At 47.8% G+C, this 17,520-nt stretch carries 16 protein-coding genes and 1 CRISPR repeat array; of the genes, 3 read left to right on the top strand and 13 right to left on the bottom strand.

The features are described 5' to 3' along the window. Nucleotides 1-2 precede the first annotated feature (2 nt). A CRISPR array of direct repeats spans nt 3-512; the repeat unit is 32 nt; unit sequence ATTTCAATCCACGCACTCATATAGAGTGCGAC. Nucleotides 513-757: 245 nt separating this feature from the next. The 9 genes from C1I60_RS17115 to C1I60_RS17075 all read right to left on the bottom strand — a co-directional run bounded on the left by C1I60_RS17115 (nt 758) and on the right by C1I60_RS17075 (nt 12,021). Next, the gene (locus tag C1I60_RS17115) at nt 758-1,567 is read right to left on the bottom strand and encodes an SDR family oxidoreductase (protein ID WP_137062804.1); all 810 of its coding nucleotides are present in this window, start codon (nt 1,565-1,567) and stop codon (nt 758-760) included. A gap of 248 nt (nt 1,568-1,815) precedes the next feature. Beyond that, nucleotides 1,816-2,652 (bottom strand): hypothetical protein, encoded by an 837-nt coding sequence (locus tag C1I60_RS17110; RefSeq protein ID WP_137062803.1) that lies wholly within the window; start codon nt 2,650-2,652, stop codon nt 1,816-1,818. A gap of 12 nt (nt 2,653-2,664) precedes the next feature. Further along, nucleotides 2,665-3,417, bottom strand: a complete 753-nt coding sequence (locus C1I60_RS17105; RefSeq protein WP_137062802.1) for a vWA domain-containing protein — start codon at nt 3,415-3,417, stop codon at nt 2,665-2,667. A gap of 67 nt (nt 3,418-3,484) precedes the next feature. Further along, a complete protein-coding gene (locus C1I60_RS17100; RefSeq protein WP_137062801.1) occupies nt 3,485-5,509 on the bottom strand; it encodes a serine/threonine-protein kinase in 2,025 nt (674 codons plus the stop codon). 205 nt (nt 5,510-5,714) lie between these two features. Then, entirely contained in the window at nt 5,715-5,990 is a 276-nt protein-coding gene (locus C1I60_RS17095; RefSeq protein WP_013309990.1) for a WXG100 family type VII secretion target, read from the bottom strand. 243 nt (nt 5,991-6,233) lie between these two features. Then, nucleotides 6,234-6,773 (bottom strand): WXG100 family type VII secretion target, encoded by a 540-nt coding sequence (locus C1I60_RS17090; RefSeq protein WP_137062800.1) that lies wholly within the window; start codon nt 6,771-6,773, stop codon nt 6,234-6,236. A gap of 5 nt (nt 6,774-6,778) precedes the next feature. After that, a complete protein-coding gene (locus C1I60_RS17085) occupies nt 6,779-7,621 on the bottom strand; it encodes a hypothetical protein (RefSeq protein ID WP_137062799.1) in 843 nt (280 codons plus the stop codon). A gap of 16 nt (nt 7,622-7,637) precedes the next feature. Further along, nucleotides 7,638-11,633 carry a type VII secretion protein EssC gene (gene essC / locus C1I60_RS17080; protein WP_137062798.1) on the bottom strand — a complete coding sequence of 1,332 codons (3,996 nt, stop codon included), beginning with the start codon at nt 11,631-11,633 and terminating at the stop codon, nt 7,638-7,640. A 67-nt stretch (nt 11,634-11,700) separates the two neighbouring features. Further along, nucleotides 11,701-12,021 carry a hypothetical protein gene (locus C1I60_RS17075; protein WP_137062797.1) on the bottom strand — a complete coding sequence of 107 codons (321 nt, stop codon included), beginning with the start codon at nt 12,019-12,021 and terminating at the stop codon, nt 11,701-11,703. 393 nt (nt 12,022-12,414) lie between these two features. On the opposite strand from C1I60_RS17075, the gene C1I60_RS24890 reads away from it, so the two are divergent. Next, entirely contained in the window at nt 12,415-12,654 is a 240-nt protein-coding gene (locus tag C1I60_RS24890) for a hypothetical protein (RefSeq protein ID WP_081473730.1), read from the top strand. A 105-nt stretch (nt 12,655-12,759) separates the two neighbouring features. On the opposite strand, the gene C1I60_RS24555 is transcribed toward C1I60_RS24890, so the two are convergent. The 4 genes from C1I60_RS24555 to C1I60_RS17055 form a co-directional block, all read right to left on the bottom strand. After that, complete coding sequence (locus C1I60_RS24555) at nt 12,760-12,912, bottom strand: hypothetical protein (protein ID WP_170970831.1); 153 nt, start codon at nt 12,910-12,912, stop codon at nt 12,760-12,762. A 219-nt stretch (nt 12,913-13,131) separates the two neighbouring features. Further along, nucleotides 13,132-13,470, bottom strand: coding sequence for a L,D-transpeptidase (locus C1I60_RS17065; RefSeq protein ID WP_137062796.1), 339 nt, complete (start codon nt 13,468-13,470; stop codon nt 13,132-13,134). Between the two features lie 76 nt (nt 13,471-13,546). Continuing rightward, complete coding sequence (rsgA, locus tag C1I60_RS17060; protein WP_137062795.1) at nt 13,547-14,644, bottom strand: ribosome small subunit-dependent GTPase A; 1,098 nt, start codon at nt 14,642-14,644, stop codon at nt 13,547-13,549. A gap of 447 nt (nt 14,645-15,091) precedes the next feature. Beyond that, nucleotides 15,092-15,688 (bottom strand): DUF2087 domain-containing protein, encoded by a 597-nt coding sequence (locus tag C1I60_RS17055; RefSeq protein ID WP_137062794.1) that lies wholly within the window; start codon nt 15,686-15,688, stop codon nt 15,092-15,094. A gap of 321 nt (nt 15,689-16,009) precedes the next feature. On the opposite strand from C1I60_RS17055, the gene C1I60_RS17050 reads away from it, so the two are divergent. Beyond that, nucleotides 16,010-16,981 carry a YpdA family putative bacillithiol disulfide reductase gene (locus C1I60_RS17050; RefSeq protein ID WP_137062793.1) on the top strand — a complete coding sequence of 324 codons (972 nt, stop codon included), beginning with the start codon at nt 16,010-16,012 and terminating at the stop codon, nt 16,979-16,981. A 22-nt stretch (nt 16,982-17,003) separates the two neighbouring features. Continuing rightward, a complete protein-coding gene (locus C1I60_RS17045; protein ID WP_137062792.1) occupies nt 17,004-17,447 on the top strand; it encodes a DUF441 domain-containing protein in 444 nt (147 codons plus the stop codon). Nucleotides 17,448-17,520 lie beyond the last annotated feature (73 nt).

Raw genomic sequence — 17,520 nt, 5'->3', positions numbered from 1 at the left:
TCATTTCAATCCACGCACTCATATAGAGTGCGACTGTAGCCCATCCGGTCAGATCGACCAACCGCGGAAATTTCAATCCACGCACTCATATAGAGTGCGACATACCAATATCCAGCATTCAGTGTCGTTGTCCTTAAAATTTCAATCCACGCACTCATATAGAGTGCGACGACACCGGATATCGTCAATATCGGTATGCATACTTGATTTCAATCCACGCACTCATATAGAGTGCGACGAATACAAACGTTTTGATGGTTTATTAAGTACAGTATTTCAATCCACGCACTCATATAGAGTGCGACTCACCCATACCCTCAATGTACTTATCAACGTATGGCCATTTCAATCCACGCACTCATATAGAGTGCGACCCAAATGATAATGATGTAGCTGGTTATTTTGTTTATCTATTTCAATCCACGCACTCATATAGAGTGCGACCGCGGTATCATGGATGCTTTTACCGATCCGAGAGTTATTTCAATCCACGCACTCATATAGAGTGCGACGGCGAAAATACAGCAATTGATACTCTAATGATATCAATTCCATACATTTTCGCAAAAAACGATGCTAAAAAAGCTTGAATTCACCCTTGACTTCTATTATAGAAAGTGGATTCTAATCCTTTTCGACAAATTTCGAGGTGCGAAGGACCCGGGGTTTTTATGTGAGCTTCACATTCGCACCTTAACCAAGACAATACACTTAGGATACCACAAAATATTTTTCCCTCACAGAGAATTCTCTAGCACTAAAACAATAAGGATTCCGCCCCGTCAATCACAATTTGCGCACCAGTGATATGACGCGAATGATCGGAGGCCAGGAATGTTACCAAATCAGCTACCTGCTCGGGTTGACCAGGCCCATCAGCCAATGGCTGCCCTCCTTCGGGAAATTGAACGGGGATGGTAATCTGCTTTAACCTTTCGGATTTCTCCGTAGTTTCGTCAATATTCGTCGAAATCGCTCCGGGATAGATGACATTGACACGGATACGGAACTTGGCCAGCTCTAGCGCAGCCATTTTAGCAAATCCGGTTTGACCTGCCTTGGACGTACTGTAGGCTGACATTCCAAAGCTGGTAAAGCGCTGATTTCCATTAATAGAGCTGGTAATGATAATGCTGCCGCCACCGTTTTTTTTCAAATGCGGTACGGTATACTTCACCGTCAGGAAAGTACCATCCAGATTCGTAGACAGCGTCTGCCGCCAATCCTCGATGCTCAAATCCTCAATCGGTCCAACAACCCCATTAATCCCCGCATTGGCAAAAATGATATGTAGTCCGCCAAACAGCTCAACCGCTTCCAAAACCGCTTTTTCCACACGCACCGGATCGGCAATATCCACGTCAAAGGCCCGAGCGGCACCTTCACGCATAGCATTAATCTCTCTCTCCGTCTCTACGATCCGTTCATTGCTGACATCAAAAAGAGCGACATTCGCTCCCTCTCTGGCCATTTGAATAGCTGTTGCCTTGCCAATACCAGATCCGGCTCCCGTGATCAAAGCGGTTTTGCCTTCAAAGCGCGCGCCTCCTGCCAATGTGTAGCTCATATGTATCGCTCCCTTTCAGTATCCTGTATTATCACAAGATTACCCAAAAAGGGTTACTTTATAATCACCATTTTTACGCATTTTTTGCTATTCCGTTACGATATTCGTGAAAAGGACACATCACACACCATTATCGCCTCTTTTCTTCCGCTTTCTTGTTGACCGTTAGTTTCTTTCTATGTATTCAGCAAAAAAAAGGACGTTATACAGCCATCAGTATGGATGCTTACGTCCTTTTCCTGTTCCGCTTACCACTGCAATTCAATAAATGCAGCATCATCATCAAGCCCTCCGGTATGGGGGGCGTCCAGCAAAACCTGTATCTGCTCATCAGGGACAGGCTCACGAATAGGATCCAAATCGGATAACCCGTCACTGTATACCTGTAATCTCATCGACATATCTGCGGGTATGCTTCTTTCGTACCAATGAGGTTTACCTCCAATCGGCCCACGACTTGTGGACCAGCGTTCCGCTGTAGAGAAGGTATGATCAAATAATTGGCTGATCTCCTCCGAACCGTTCCATAGCCGCAATCGTGAATCTCCTTGCCAGGCAAGTCTGAGACGCCCGCGGGTACCACGCTTCGGTAGCTCGATTTTACCGCAAATATACATCGACTGGCTTCCCTGACGACGTTTATCCTCTAGCACCGAACGCATCAACCCCGATTCATGATGCAGAGGCTGCCGATCCAGTTCCTCCGCAGCCGTGCCTGCCAAACGTTCGAGATACAACCCCAGCTTATCGGCAGACAGATCCTGCCCCTGTTCCATCCAATCCAGCAAAGAGGAACCCAAATAACGGGCTGCAAAATCTCCCTGGTAACTAAGCCCGACACCATCACACAGAACAAAACAACAGACGGATTTATGAATACGCACTGCGGCGAAATCCTGTCCGCTTTCACCCATACTGGCAGATTCGGCAGATCTTCCGTAACCATAACGGCACATAAAGCGGCTATGATGAGTCGATAGTGGCTGATCGCCCGTCTGAGAGCTTATGTAGGCAAAATGCTGCGCCAGCCGTGCATTTATTCCCTTCCTTTTGCTCGTGGGGAGCAGAGACAGCAGTGGATTCATGCGTTTACCTCCTTACCGTACAGGCGTTGCTGCCGACATTTGGAAACCGATGGACACCAGTTCTGGACAGGTTCCAGGCAGCATCATAACTGCTCCCTCACCTAGCTGATAATCTGCCTCAAACAGCATTTCCCGATAGCTTTCAGGAAGTACAGAAGACATATTACGCAATTTCACAGCATGTTCATCCTGTAACGGCGTATTATGCGTAAGACCTTTCCAGCGACGGGGATCCTGAATAGGCGTTTCCAGTAATCTGTCCGATAAAAATATGTTTTCCACCAGTACATTACCGTCCGGTACGCTCATGCTCATAATACGCTTCGCAATCGGTTCCGGATCATCACCTGTGGAAACACCATCTGTCATATGACAAACCAAAGGCGCAGGGCAATCCTGCATCTCCGGCAGCTCCGCCTGTAAAATACGTTCGGCTTGCAAAAAAGCTTTTGCCGAATCTGAAAATCGTTTGGGTGTCAAGTCGGGCAACGAACCAATCGCTGCGATTTCATCAATTCCCTTCACACCGTTGAGCAGATCATATACGTCGTCACTATAGGCCAAAATCGCAATCCGGTAGCGTGCAGTCAGCCGATTCCCTTTAGTTGAACGGAAAACCATCTGCCGGATCGCCAGTGATATGGCTTCATAGACAACATCAATTCGCCGCCGCCCGTCCATAAGCATGTTCATTGACGCGCTAATGTCAATCAGGTAAATGATCAGGGCGGGGGTACGCTGAGAAGCCTGTATGGTATAATTCATCGTTTGCACACGCTCCCCTCAGTTACCTTTTATCATCTTGTGCCAAGATATTAAAATATGAAAAAAATTAAATTTTAGGCAGTCTAAAATTCGTATCGCTTAAAAAGTTATAGATAGAGGAAGCCCGGTACCCGACTTCGCCTACCGAACGATAATAGGAAGAATTACTTTCGTACAACGCTCTAAAGCGATTGGCAAACCCCTTCGCCTTCGCCGTGCTTCCACCCTCCTGAGAAGCATAAGCCTTGTTATACAGGGAAATAAGCTGGAGAACATTCTGTTTGTTACTTGCATGAATTGATGCTTTTTGCTTTTGCTTCGCCTCTGCCGCCGCCTTACGTGCTGCCTCTTCCTGCGCTGCGCGGGCAGCCTCGTTCTTTTTCCAGGCTAAATATTTTTCGTATTTCGCCTGCTGATCATACGCTTTCTGCTTTGCCAGCTTGGCGGCCGCCTGCTTGTTTTGCTCCTTTTGAGCAAGGTAGGCTTCATATTTGACTTGCTGAGCTACAAGAGCCTGTTGTTTTTTCTGCTCTTCCTGCTGCTTTTGGGCAACAAGAGCCTGTTGTTTGGCCTGCTGCTCAGCTTCCTGCCGCTGCTTCTCCGTCAGTGCCTTTTGAGAGGCCTCCTGCTCGGCAGTCAGCTTCGCTTTCGCCGCCTTTGCGGCTTCTTCCTGTTTGGTTGCCTCGATTTGCCGCTGATTGGACTGATCCGCCAGAATATTCACGGCTGGAATGCCAACAGCCAGCAGAACGACAGCCGCCGCCGTTGTCACAATGAACGTTTTGGAGCGGTACCAGGCTGCTGATTTTTCAGGCTGCTCAGGCGGCTTGGGGTTCAACTGTTCCTCCAGCCCCATAATGGCAGCCGATACCTCCACATGCAGAGGGCTGCCGTCTTCTACAAAATGATACAACGACCGATATACCTCTAGGGCCGCAGCAGGCTTGTTTTGCTTCTCCAGTTCACGCGCCTGCCGGAACAGCTTGTCCGTCACCCCGCGCTCTCCTTGCTCCTCGACCGCCTGGTTCAGTATCGCAGCTTGTTCCGCTTGGAGCGGTGCAACCAAGGAGGATGCGGCTTCCCCGGACTCGCCAGTAGCTAATGCTGCTGCCTCTGTCGCCTCGGGTTCCACCGTCTCTACTTCAACAGGAATCTCTTGCTCGGTAAGTGCATTGAGTACAACCAGCCATTCACCAAAGGTAGGGCAACTACTCAGATCCTGACTGTCCCAGGCACGGCTAAACAGCTCCACCACTTTGCTTCCCCAACGGGCTTCCAGCGACTTGCGTAAAATATAATAACGTTCGCAAGGCGTCTGCATTTCATGCTGGTCAAAATAACTTTCGCCCCACGCTTTATCGACCACCACACGGTCTGACCATCCCAGCATTTCGCCAATAATAATGGCCCCTGCAAAACGATCCGCATACGCGCTCCATAATCCGCTGTGAACGGTTCGGTGCGCAGCATACCCCGGCGAACCCGCCAATAGAGCATCCGGACGATCCATTTTGGTACTGTACATTTGTTCCACATCGACCAATTCTACAGCTGATGTGCCTTCAGGCAGTTCCACTTCAGAAAAAAACGGAAGCATGACATTCGGCGCAGATAAATCACAGTGCGCTAGTCCTTTTTGCTCCATAGCTGAACCGATCCCTGCCAGCGCCCGGGCCAAAGCCAGACTATCGGAAGCCTCAAGCTGCTGCTGAGCTGTGAGACAATCGAACCATGTCGTCCCATGAATCCATGGCATCAGCACTGCGTATAACAAATCAGGCTGCTCGGCGATCAGACTTCCGTTTCTTTCTGGAGTGAGCACATCACGCTTGCATACCTGCAAACCGGAAATATCCCCGTAGGCTTCCATATGCTCAGATTGATAAACCATAGCCGGGATACGGAACTTTGGAAAAAACACTTTAAGGGCTTTAGCCTCATGCGGCGCTCCGCTTTTGGCATTGAGCTGGTATACGATCCCCTGCCGCCCTGCTTGAGCATAAGCCAAACCGGGTGCAACAGGATGTCGCCCAATCACATAGGCTGTGCCGTTTATGATCAATTCGTCTCCCGGATTCGGTTGAAAAGACATGGAACATCCCTCTCCTTACATCGTTCAGTATGCTAGTTTCCTCACTCTATTATATACAATCTGTGGATGGCAAGAAAACCGGGTGTCCGAAGATCGCCCGGTTTTTCCTGATAACCACTATACCAAATGTACAAACCATAAAGAGGTTCATCCATATTGTTTCCTCATAGAGTGGTATATTATAGGGTGATGCTTATCACGCATCTTACTTCGTTTGGTCAACGGTACGGAATTTGTTAGCAATAGCCGTCAGTTCCTGGCTGATGCTGTTCAAAGTCGTTACGAAAGCTTGCATTTGCTTGCTGGCTTCCTGAAACTCTTGAAAAAAGCGTTGTTTAGTCATACCTTCCCATTGACCTTCCATACCTGAGATGGATTGTGTCAAGCTGGAAACGATCTGCTGGCTTTGTTCGCCGCTTTGTTTAAATTGGTTAGCCACCTGATCAACCTGCTCCGGGGTAATTAAAATGCGTCCCGCCATATTATGAGTCCTCCTTGATGAGAATAAAATGTATTGTTTAACTGGTTCAAATTGTACTATGTTTATTTAATTTCCTACAAAAGGCGAAGGTCCTAATTGTAATAACCACACTTTTTGACTATAAAACAGCATCTAACAGTATAATATCAATAGAATCAGTACCTAATAAGTCCCAAAAAATCAGGATTCTATAAACTGAATTTATAGAATCCTCATGGCTGGCATGAGAGTCCCGGGAATCTACTAAGCGACAGGCTGATCCTTAACTATAGCGGGATCAGCAAAATACCATTCCTGTGGATTGCTGGAAGACGCCTGCTTTAAAATATCCTGATTCAGCATACCTGCATCCGACGACTGTACACCAGCAATAGCATTCACGACAGACTGCGGGTCCGAAATCGGACCGCTGCTTCCTTCCGAGGGTTGACCAGGCAAAATAGACGGTGACTGCTGATTCGACCAATCCAGCATCGTGACTGGTCGTCCTAATGGTTGGCTGGCAAATGACAGAATCGTATGATAGTTGTGGTCAACAGACTGAAACTCTTCTGCCTTTCGATTCAGTTGTGTCCCTGATGTATGGAGGTAAGCATGAATCTGCTCCGACATCCGTTTGGCCTGCATCCAATGATTCAAGACCGACTCACGCGCAGATACATCCCAATCAAACGATTGTAACGCCTGCTCCAACCCTGCTGTTAACTGTTGAATTTGCTCCGCCGCATGCTGTAGCTGCCCGCTAAGCCCCCGAAGCACATCCGGCTCAACTCGAATGCGCATATCCATCACCCTTCTTCTGTCGCTTCTTCTTTCACTGCCGACTGTCTCAACCAATTCAATAATAAATCCACAAACTGATCTCTTGATGCCATGGCTGCAATAAGCCAATCTCCGTTGCCATTAGAGCTCATACGAAATATCCAGTTCGTCATTGGACACAGGACAAAGGCAACCCGCTGTGATTCCCACTCCCTGCCGTTCCAGACCAGCAATTGCAATTCCCCTTCGGCTATACGGGAACTCAATGATTGGGCAAGTCTCGTAGAACCTTCTACATCACCGCTTGCCTCAGTCAGTTTGCTGTTAATCTGAGAGACACTCTCTCCTGCAGATTGCTTGTAAATTTCATTAAATGCCTGCTTGGAGAACATCAGCGCAGGTGATTCAGGCACAAGCCGATCTACCCAGCCCATTTTATCGATCAATGTCTCGCAAGCCTTCTCCACATTACCCAGATCATACAGGCGGTACTCATCAGGTTCATCAACGGATTTCACTAGCTCCACGACACGCTCGTTCGTGCAATGGAGGTAACCTTCGAACTGCTTGCCGCCCCGTTCATAACGTATGTGGCAAGCCCGGTTAGATAATCCCGCGATAGCAACCCTTGAAAAAACGGTAGGGGGCATGGCCAACTCAGTGCCCTCATCTACCCGCTTTAGATAACCTTTTTCCAGAAGAGAGGCTTTTACCCGCTCCCACTCTTCTGCCAACTCGTCTGCCAGATAGCCCTTAAACGGATCTTCCACCCCAAGCAGTCTGTCAGAACCCAATATGCCTGCCAGGAAAAAAAGCTCCTTCGACTTGAGGGTTATTAACTTCTGCTTGGAAGCTTGAAACGTTAACATTATGAGCCACCTCCCTTCAAACTACAACATGCCAACGGTCACAAATTTTCGTTATCCAATCCTCACAGCTCACTTGCTCTGAGAAGGGAATTGCCGCTTTTAACCTGGTAAATTTGCGTCGTACGTAGTATCCCTGCCCAGGGGGCAGGACTTTTAGGCCACCAGCGGCGGCGTTTGCTTCTGAATAGGGAATACGAAAGAACGATAAATCATTCGAATCCAGTGTTCCAAAAAGCATACCACTTTGACTTGCTTTAACATCATTAAACCAGTCCACACCAAAGGTTGGAAAATCAGATGGCACGCCCGAAAGCACGACATGCACATTGCGATCACGTCCCAACCGCACAATGGCAGAAAGCTGATCCTTTATCGTAAAATCGTTCAATTGCTTGCTTAGCATATCCGCATCATCAATGACCAACAGCAATTCGGAATCATTTCCGTCCTTGCTCCGCTGTTGAACGATATCATACATTTGCTGTACCAAAGGTCCAATCTCTTCCTCGCTTTCAGCAGCAGCCTTGACATGAGGAAGATGCCGTAATCGAGATAGTCCCCCGCCTCCATAGCGGGTATCGACCGTATAGACTTCCAATTGACTCGGTGATGTGTAATAAGCCAGCGATATGATCCAGCTCATGAGGAAAGAGGTTTTCCCTCCCTCCATAGGACTGCCCACGATAAAATTGGGACCTTCCTTGAGATTCAGTAAGAAAGGCTCCAGATCGTCGCTCTGTAGCCCTACAGGCACCTCGTAAGGAAGCGCGCCCGAAGGCGCACTCGTCCGGTCCCACTGCTGAAGCAGTTCCGCCAACGGGATTCGCTCGGGCAACGGAAGAATGGCTGGCGCATTTGTTCCCTTTCCTTCCTGTACGATGCCCGCAATATTACGACGCAACTGTGCTGAACGTTCCGTTTCATCTTCTCCGGGTGAAGGTAACGCCGTCTGGAGCTCCAGCGGCGGGATATGCCCTTTAACCAAAGCCCGGCCCGGAATTAAAGGCCCCGGTGTTTTGGCTGGTCGTCCTACCGCATAATAATAATCACTTGGGTCAGACATTTCAAAAGAAACGGCATTCGGAATATTACTGCGGAACTTCTCAAACACATCGGTAATCCGATTCGCTGTAATGATAAATGTAATGCCCAGACTGCCACCTTCACGCAGAAGAAATTCCAGTAGCTCATTTTCATCTGTATAAGCATTGCGGAAATTAAGGTAGCCATCAATGACTACGATAATTTGCGGCACATCCTCAACAGCAGAACGTCGAAAAGAGCTTATCGTTTTGACACCCGCTTCGGAAATCATTTCCTTGCGTACAGCCACCAGCTTGAACAGATAATGGAACAACCGCTTGATCCGGTCGTCCTCCTCTGCCATCATAACAGCACCGATCTGGGGAAGTTCCCCAAAGTCGCGCATCGTTCGCCCCATATCAATGATGTAACCATTCCAACGGTTCGCATGAAAACGCTGAGCCATCGACATTAGCATTGTTTGCAAAAAGGTAGTTTTACCCATGCCCGGCATACCGTACACTGCCCAATGACCATGATCCATCGATGCATAAATCGGCTCCTGTCGTTGGTTCGGCAAATCATCAACCAGACCCATGACCGCCTTCAGCTCTTGAGGCGATGTTGGACTGCCCGTTTCGACGCATAGAGGCAAATCAGTTAAATCCAGCAATTCAGGCAGCGGTGGAAGCCACGGTCCCTGAAGCCGTTCAATTCCTGCCTTGGCAGCTTCTTCTGCAATATAATCAATGAATATCTGAAGCTGTTTGGGAGCTTCTTCCCCTTTTAAGCCTGAGCTTGCCCGTTCGCCACCAGTCAGCAGCGCTTCACGCTTGCCGTTCAGTCTCACCTCGTGCACAGGCAGTGAGGATGAAATATCACTGTTGCCTACATACGGCGCACCACTCCAGGCAAATTGCATCTCTTCAAACACCTCATCACTGCCGACCTGAAAATACCCTCGCCCTGGCTTCGTGATCCACGCGGCATTCGGTATTTTCAACATATCACGGCTGTCGCCTTCGCTCTGCACCCGCAAGCAGATACGGAACCTGGAGTTACTCCAGATTTTATCGTCCACCACGCCGGCAGGCTTTTGGGTCGCCAAAATCAGATGGACACCCAATGTTCGTCCAATGGCGGCAATACTGATGAGCTCATCCATAAATTCGGGTTGATCCCGCTTTAATTGTGCAAATTCATCAATAATAATAACCAGATGAGGCAGCGGTTGTGCGTGCCGCTGCCGAAGCAATCTGTAATATTCATCAATATGCTGCAAATTGCCCGCATCGTTTAATATTTTCTGCCGGCGAACCAGTTCTGCTTTTAGTGATATTTTGGCGCGTTCGATCAGGTTATTGTCCAAATTCGTAATTGTACCCACCACATGCGGCAAATTGACGAACGTATTGGACATGCCACCACCCTTGTAGTCAATCAGCATAAACGCAAGATCATGCGGGTGAAACTCAGCAGCAAGGGAAGCTACGATGGATTGAATAACCTCACTCTTCCCTGAACCTGTCGTACCGGCGATCAAGCCGTGCGGACCATGCCCGTGTCGCTCGATTTTATCATGCAAATTAATCATGATCTTCTTGCCACCTGCCCGCACACCCATAGGTACAGGCAAGGTGTCAGGATGACGGTTACGCCGCCACCGTTCTGTAACGTCCAGTTCTTCCACACCCGCTACGCTCATCATATCGAACAGTGGCAGCACAGAGGGAATATCCGAAGCCGAGGAACGCTTCAAGCGAACAGGAGCCATATACCGCGCCAATGCATCTGCTTCCTCTCTAGACAGACGATCCGGTTTAAAGCTTTGCTGTTCAACCTCTGGTGACTCCGATTTGCGGGCATATACGCCCTGCTCCTTGGAAGCCTCCACGATAAGCTGACACTGCATCGGCAAAGCTTCCTTTCGGGAAGCCAGCACGATGGTACACGCATCAATTGCCCGTCCGTCCTCCAACAGCAACGGGAGCAACGGTTCTTCTTCAATGAGCTGGCTATCTGATAAAACAACCACATAACACGGGATTTCCATCCCTTTTCCATTACGTTCGTTGCGGTTGTTTTTACGGCGATTCAATCTGGCAAACAGAAAGTCGGCCAATTGATGGGCGCTGCTGCTGCGGTCTGACATCATCCGCCCAGTTCTGTCATCGTCCCACACATGCGGGAGCCAACGCATCCAGTTCCATTCATTTTCTTCCCGTTTATCATAAAAGGAAGCTATTTTCACTTCATCCGGCGAGTGACGAACAGCCACCTGTGCCAGAATCACTCTTAATGCTGCCAGCGTATGCTCTCGCTCTCCAACCAATCCAACCACCTTGGATTGGAACAGCGGCAATGCAATGGACGCAGCATCCACCAGACGAAACTCTTCACCCAATTCATCCGCAGCTCCCAGCAACGGGTCTCGGTCATAGCCGTCCGGACGCGGGATTTGCAGCTTGATATGAAACGGAACTTGTCCGGTTCCAATACGCACCTGCAAAAAATCCTCATCCTCCGGCGAACGCTCCCAGAGAGAGCTGTTACGGTTTTTGACGATTTGAGCGCAGATTTGCGGGTCACCGTGAATTTCATATAGCGTACGGATTTGCTCTTCGCGTTTCAATTCAAGCTCTTCCCGATGCTTCTGGAGCTGTTCCCGATACATCCGGTCACGTTCCTCCAGCTTGCGCTTGTATTCCTTCTTATTGTTCAAATAAACGAAAAAAGGAATGGTATAGGATGTAAGCATCATGACCACAGTAACCATCTGGAACATCAGGTAGTTACTGTTGCCCATCCTGCCTGTTTTGCTCATATATACGTAAAAACCAATCGTTACCAACGTCATCATTAACGGAATAAGTATAGATATAATAGAAAAAGACGGCTTGCTCGGCTCAGCCGGAGGCCGTAAAATCTCCAGCTTCTCCTCTCGGAGCGCCGGTCTTAATCGCGGGGAGCGCTGGTATAATACATTCAAGACAAAAGTCCCCCTTTTCGCTTACTATTTCATTTTACCAAGGTTTCATATAATTTCATGTGTGTATTTACCCATTTTTTTCACTTTGAAACAGCGAACGCCGTCCATATACAGGAGCTTCGTCCCGGGTTGTCGAAAAAGCACGCTGAATACGCACCGTACAGCCTTCCCGCAGACCTGCACCTATCAGCAGTTGGTCGTCCTCCACCCTGAACCAAAGCCCCTCCGGGAATTTTGCTTCCATAATATATTGCATTCCTTCCGCCGGAGGCTCACCAAAAATACGAACACCCAGCATCAGCTTCAAATGATCCACCGAGTATTCATTAGCCACCTCGATGTCAAACCACTCTGTTTCCTGTCGTCCCGAAAGCACGGTCAGGATCATCTGTCATCCCTCCCGATCCTTAATGTATACAGTAAAGCTCACACAAAGAGCCTATTTTCTATGAAAATATGGCTATCGTAACTGTAGCATTCGCCTATTAGACTGTCAATTTGTTACAAAATACCCACTCGCACTATAAAATCATGACTTTAGTTGTATTTTTATATCTTAAAAGAGTCATATGAATCAATAAACTATATTTTCAGAGTTTTGTAGAATTCGCATATACGTCATTTTGTCGATGGGTTAAACCAAATTCGATTGTTTACCAGAGTATTGTGAACACTTTGTAAATTTTTCAGACCTTTATGTTTTTATAAGGTGTTTTTAAGGTAATTTTAAGAAACGGGCTCTACAATAAAGCCATGAAATAACTCAAGCGAGGTGATTTTTGTGAGAACATTAATTACATTTCAAAACAAACGTATTCCCGTATACTTCAATCAAGAAAACAAACAACCTGTACAAAAAACGTTAAAACTTCTAAGCAACACTTTGGAGAACAAAATCTCCAGAGGCAAGCGTGCCCTTCAAAAATGTCTTAACTCTTTGATCAGTATAGAAATTGTTGGTTGTGAAGCCATCCTGCATAGCGTTAGTGAAAATGATTCATTGGCACTGTCCCTCTATTAAGAGGGATTTTTTTTGTTCCGAAATCATAGCAAATAAGAGAGAGTGACTAAGCACCCTCTCCGTATCAGCGGCTTTAAAACATGATACATGTAACTAGCAATCTGCTTATAGTATTCTTCTGCGATAACCTTTTTTGCCGCCTCGTTCCAACTTCTGCGCCTTCTCAATTCGTATTCTAAACAGTTCCAGTAAATTAGCGCGTGTATGCTCTTCCCGGCAGTTGTCCAGCTTTTTCAGGATAAAACGGTCAATGGACATATGACACTGGCTCCTTTACATCATGCTGCCCCTGCTTTCCAAGGGGTAATTAGACAATCCATTTTTAACCATTCTGTTTGGTGTTCAAACACCTAACCCCCCTGTTGGATAAAGCAAGCAGGATTGCATAACCTTTAAAAATTGAAGTCCATGTCCCTATTCAACCCAAATCATAATTGCACAGCACATGACTTGCAGTGTGTTGTAACTTGTCGGTCACTAAGGCTGTATGGTGACCGGCGTGCCAATACTCACCTTCTCTTGAAGCTCCAGCACATCCTTGTTCTGCATACGTATGCAACCATGCGACACCAGCTTGCCAATGGACCAGGGCTCATTGGTGCCGTGGATGCCATAATGCGGCTTGGACAGCCCCATCCAGAACACTCCGAAGGGGCCGCCGGGATTGGGCTGTTTGTTGATGATGGTAAATTGTCCGTGCGGTGTCTGTGTAGCGATTTTACCAATTCCGACCGGATAACTAAGTACAGTCTGATCGCCATCTTTTAAGTACAGACGACGATCCGACAAACTCACCACGATACTATAATTCGGCATATACTCACCCCTCTACAGGATATGCCGACCACACCGCAGATTCTCTTGTGATTTTTACAAATAACCTTTCTTCATCTCACCACTCCACATCACGTCTCCAGCCACTTCGATTACCGCCTCGGCCCTGATTTGTGCTTGATCGTTGATCCTTTTTCCGCCGATCTGCTTCTTTACGCGCCTGATACTCCAGCTCCCGCTGCATTTTGCGATAATTGTTCACTCTGGATTCAGACAGCTCCCCACGCTGCACTGCTTCCTCTACCGCACATCCCGCTTCTCTCTGATGCTTGCAGTCTGCAAAACGGCATCTTTGTGCCATTTCCGTAATATCCGTGAAGGTATTAGCGACCCCAGTGGAATCATCCCACAGATTCAGTTCACGCATTCCCGGCGTATCCAGCAGAACGGCTTGCTTCAATATGGGGAACAACTGTCGGTGGGTTGTTGTATGGCGCCCCCGACTGTCCTCTTCCCTCACATCCTGTGTAAGCTGGACTTCGGCCCCGGACAGCCAGTTCACAATTGTTGATTTGCCGCTGCCGGATGAGCCTGTCAAGGCAACAGTGCGTCCGGGTTGAAGAAACGCCTCCAGTTGCTCTCTCCCTTCGTTCTGCAAAGCGGAAATAACGATGACTGGTACACCAGGAGCAACCCCCTCCGCTTCTGCCACCCGCTCTTCCACATCGGGACAAAGATCGCTTTTGCTCAGTACAACGACCGGGTCAACTCCGCTGTTCCACGCCATAATTAAATACCGTTCCAGCCTGCGCACATTAAAATCGTGATTCAGTGCATTGACGAGAAAGAGGGTATCTACATTTGTCGCAATCAGCTGCTCCTTCGTCTCAAGGCCCGCAGCCTGCCGAGAAATCCGACTTTTACGTGGCAGCACGGCATGAATGACTGCATCAGAGACTCCATCCGGCAGGGTGACAGCTACCCAATCCCCCACAGCCGGCATTTCCGCCGGATCAACATTAGCATGTCTCAGCTTGCCGGAAGCAGCTCCCCAGCGTTCTCCTTCCATAGTCATAAGCTTTACTTTTTGACCATAATCGGCAATTAGACGGGCAGGGCGTACCTGTGTATTTTCTGCTCGTTCTTCAAAGCTTTGTTTCCATTGGTCCCAAAAGCCGTTCCAGTAATCAGACCAGCCGTATTCATGTATACTCATTGTTTTCCTCCTGTGAATCATCGTTTATTGCTGATGTTTAAAGCTGGTGTTATTTATTTTCGTGCTATTCTGTGCTTCCAAATGTTCTCTCCCGCGAGCAAATAACGCAAAAAATCCGCAGGGAAATCCCTGCGGAGGGTGTATGATTCAGGCCGAGGCTATCCCAAGACCCTAATCATAAAAAAATCCGCAGGGAATCGCTCCCTGCGGATTTCATCGGTTCTACTGCTCAACCGAATGCCATGTAAAAACTATACTTATTTCATATAGTCTTCAACTGTGCATCATCCGTGCGGGAGACAACGTCATACTGCTGCTGAACCAATCCATTCATGTTCGTACGCATATAACATCGCCTCCTCCTAAAATTTTCTTAATCATACAAGTCCACAATTCGTCTGTCAAGTCTGCCGCAAGCCTTTTTTTAAATCTTTTTTCAAGTTGCTTTTAGCGCACTTGATCCCAACGCGTCCACATCTCACGAGGATTCAATTCATACATTTCACGTTCTCTGTACATAAAATGATGCATAATCAACTCACGCCGAATCGTCGCAAAATCTTCATGATACTGCTTAATCCACTCGTTTAGCTCACGTTCAGGATACACGCGGCCCGGCTCCAGCTTTTCTGCCAGCATTTGAAGCACGATCAGCTTTTTCTTGTACTGCGAGGGAATTTGACGCAGCTTGCCGTCCTTGGAAAAAAAATTGCGCAAAACTGTCGCTTCCAGCGTTTCATTAACCTCTGACAGCTCTTCCTCCCCCTCTCCTTTTTCAAAAATAAACCGCACTGTCGCCTCGGCATACTGCCTGATCAGTTCAGGATTCAGTGTGAAAAATACCGTATTCTTATCACGCCGTTCCTTGATTAATCCGGCCTCACGGAGCTTGGAAGCATGATGCGTTACAGTCGGTTGGGATAAATTCAGTTTTTCCGCCAAAGCCTGACCATGCATCTCTCCACGTGACAAGAGCAGCAATATACGCATACGCGTTGGATCAGCAAGCGCTTTATGATAGTTAACTATTTTATCCAGTTGCATCGTTAACGCCTCTTTTCATCACTACATACATTGCCGTATATTTACCGTAAAAAATAAATTCCACACATAAAAATAGATGTATATCTAATTATATGATTGTTAAAAATGGTTGTCAATCGTAGCATTCTTTGACTTCTTTCTGAAAACGGCTGGATATTGTGTACGCATTGCGGTAGGATGATATTACTTGACTTTTGTACAGAGATTGCATATATTCAACTGTTTTGCCTTTTCAAATTTTTATGAATTAGCGCTTTGAAACGTCCTACACACTACTGCAAAACTGGCGCTACAGACCAATACAACGGGAGGTTCATCGAGATGCACGACGTAGTCATTATCGGAGGCGGGCCTTGCGGGCTGTCCGCTGCAATCGAATGCAGCCGCAAAGGCTTGCAAACCGTCATTATCGAAAAAAGTAACATTGTTCACTCCATTTTTCTGTACCCGACGAACATGCAGTTTTTCAGTACGGCTGAGCTGCTGGAAATTGGGGATGTTCCGTTCAGTACGCCTAATGACAAGCCTTATCGTCATGAAGCACTGGCGTATTACCGCAAGGTGGCGGCACATTATAACCTGAACGTCCGTCATTACGAGGAAGCAAAAACAATCACACGACAGGATGATGGTACATTTACTGTACATACGGTGAGCAAGCAGGGAATAGCCAAAACGTATTCGTCACGCCATGTCGTCGTGGCTACAGGATATTTTGATCATCCGAACTATTTGGGCATTCCCGGGGAACAATTAGATAAAGTTACTCATTATTTCAGTGAAGCTCATCCCTATACCGGTACACGGGTCGCAATCATTGGCGGCAGTAACTCTGCGGTGGATGCAGCGATGGAACTCGTACGCGTCGGAGCCACCATTGACATGGTGTATCGCAGAACCGAGCTGTCTGAATACATTAAGCCGTGGGTTCGTCCACTGTTTGACAGCATGGTACAAAAAGGAAAAATCACACTCCATCTGGGAGCGCGCATCACTGAAATTCGTCCAGATCATGTAGTGGTCACCCCCTCGGAGGCAGAAGCTTTCCGGCTCGAAAATGATTTTGTACTTGCACTAACCGGGTTCCACCCCGAACGGAAGCTGCTGGAGTCTGTCGGTGTTCACATGGCTGAGGATCTGGACAAACCGGAATATGATCCTTCCACGATGGAGACCAATATACCGGGTATATATGTGGCGGGTGTCATCGCTTCCGGCAGTAATGCCAATGAGGTGTTTATTGAAACAGGCCGCTGGCACGGTCGCCAAATCGCTGAACATATTCAAAGCTAAATGAACCAAGGAGAAATCATATATGGATTACAGTTCACTCATCCTGCTGGTACTGGCTGCTCTTGGAATTGTCAGCGGCAACTCCACAGTCACCATTGCCATGGTCGTATTATTGCTACTGCGGGCAACCCATTTTTATACTGCTTTTCCCTGGCTCGAAAAGTATGGATTGACGATCGGGATCATTATTCTGACCATTGGTGTGATGACGCCGCTGGCCAGCGGTAAAATCAGTATTAGCCAGGTCATGGAGTCCTTCCTGCATTGGAAGTCACTGCTCGCTATTGCCATTGGCATCCTGGTAGCCTACCTTGGCGGCCGTGGAGTAACCCTGATGTCCGGACAGCCCATCATTGTGACGGGCTTGCTGATCGGAACCGTGATTGGTGTCGCCTTCTTCAAAGGCGTTCCTGTAGGGCCGCTCATCGCCGCCGGGCTGCTATCGCTGTTAATCGGACGCACCTAGACTTCCCTGCTTTTCCTTCGTCTGGCGCTGGCAGATGCTGTCCATAAAAAAACGTATTTGACCAGCGGCAGAC

The organism is Paenibacillus terrae (assembly GCF_005217525.1).
In the GTDB taxonomy this organism is placed as follows: Bacteria; Bacillota; Bacilli; order Paenibacillales; family Paenibacillaceae; genus Paenibacillus; species Paenibacillus terrae_C.
The sequence above is the reverse complement of the archived record's forward strand: the minus strand, read 5'-3'. Positions and strand labels throughout refer to the sequence as shown.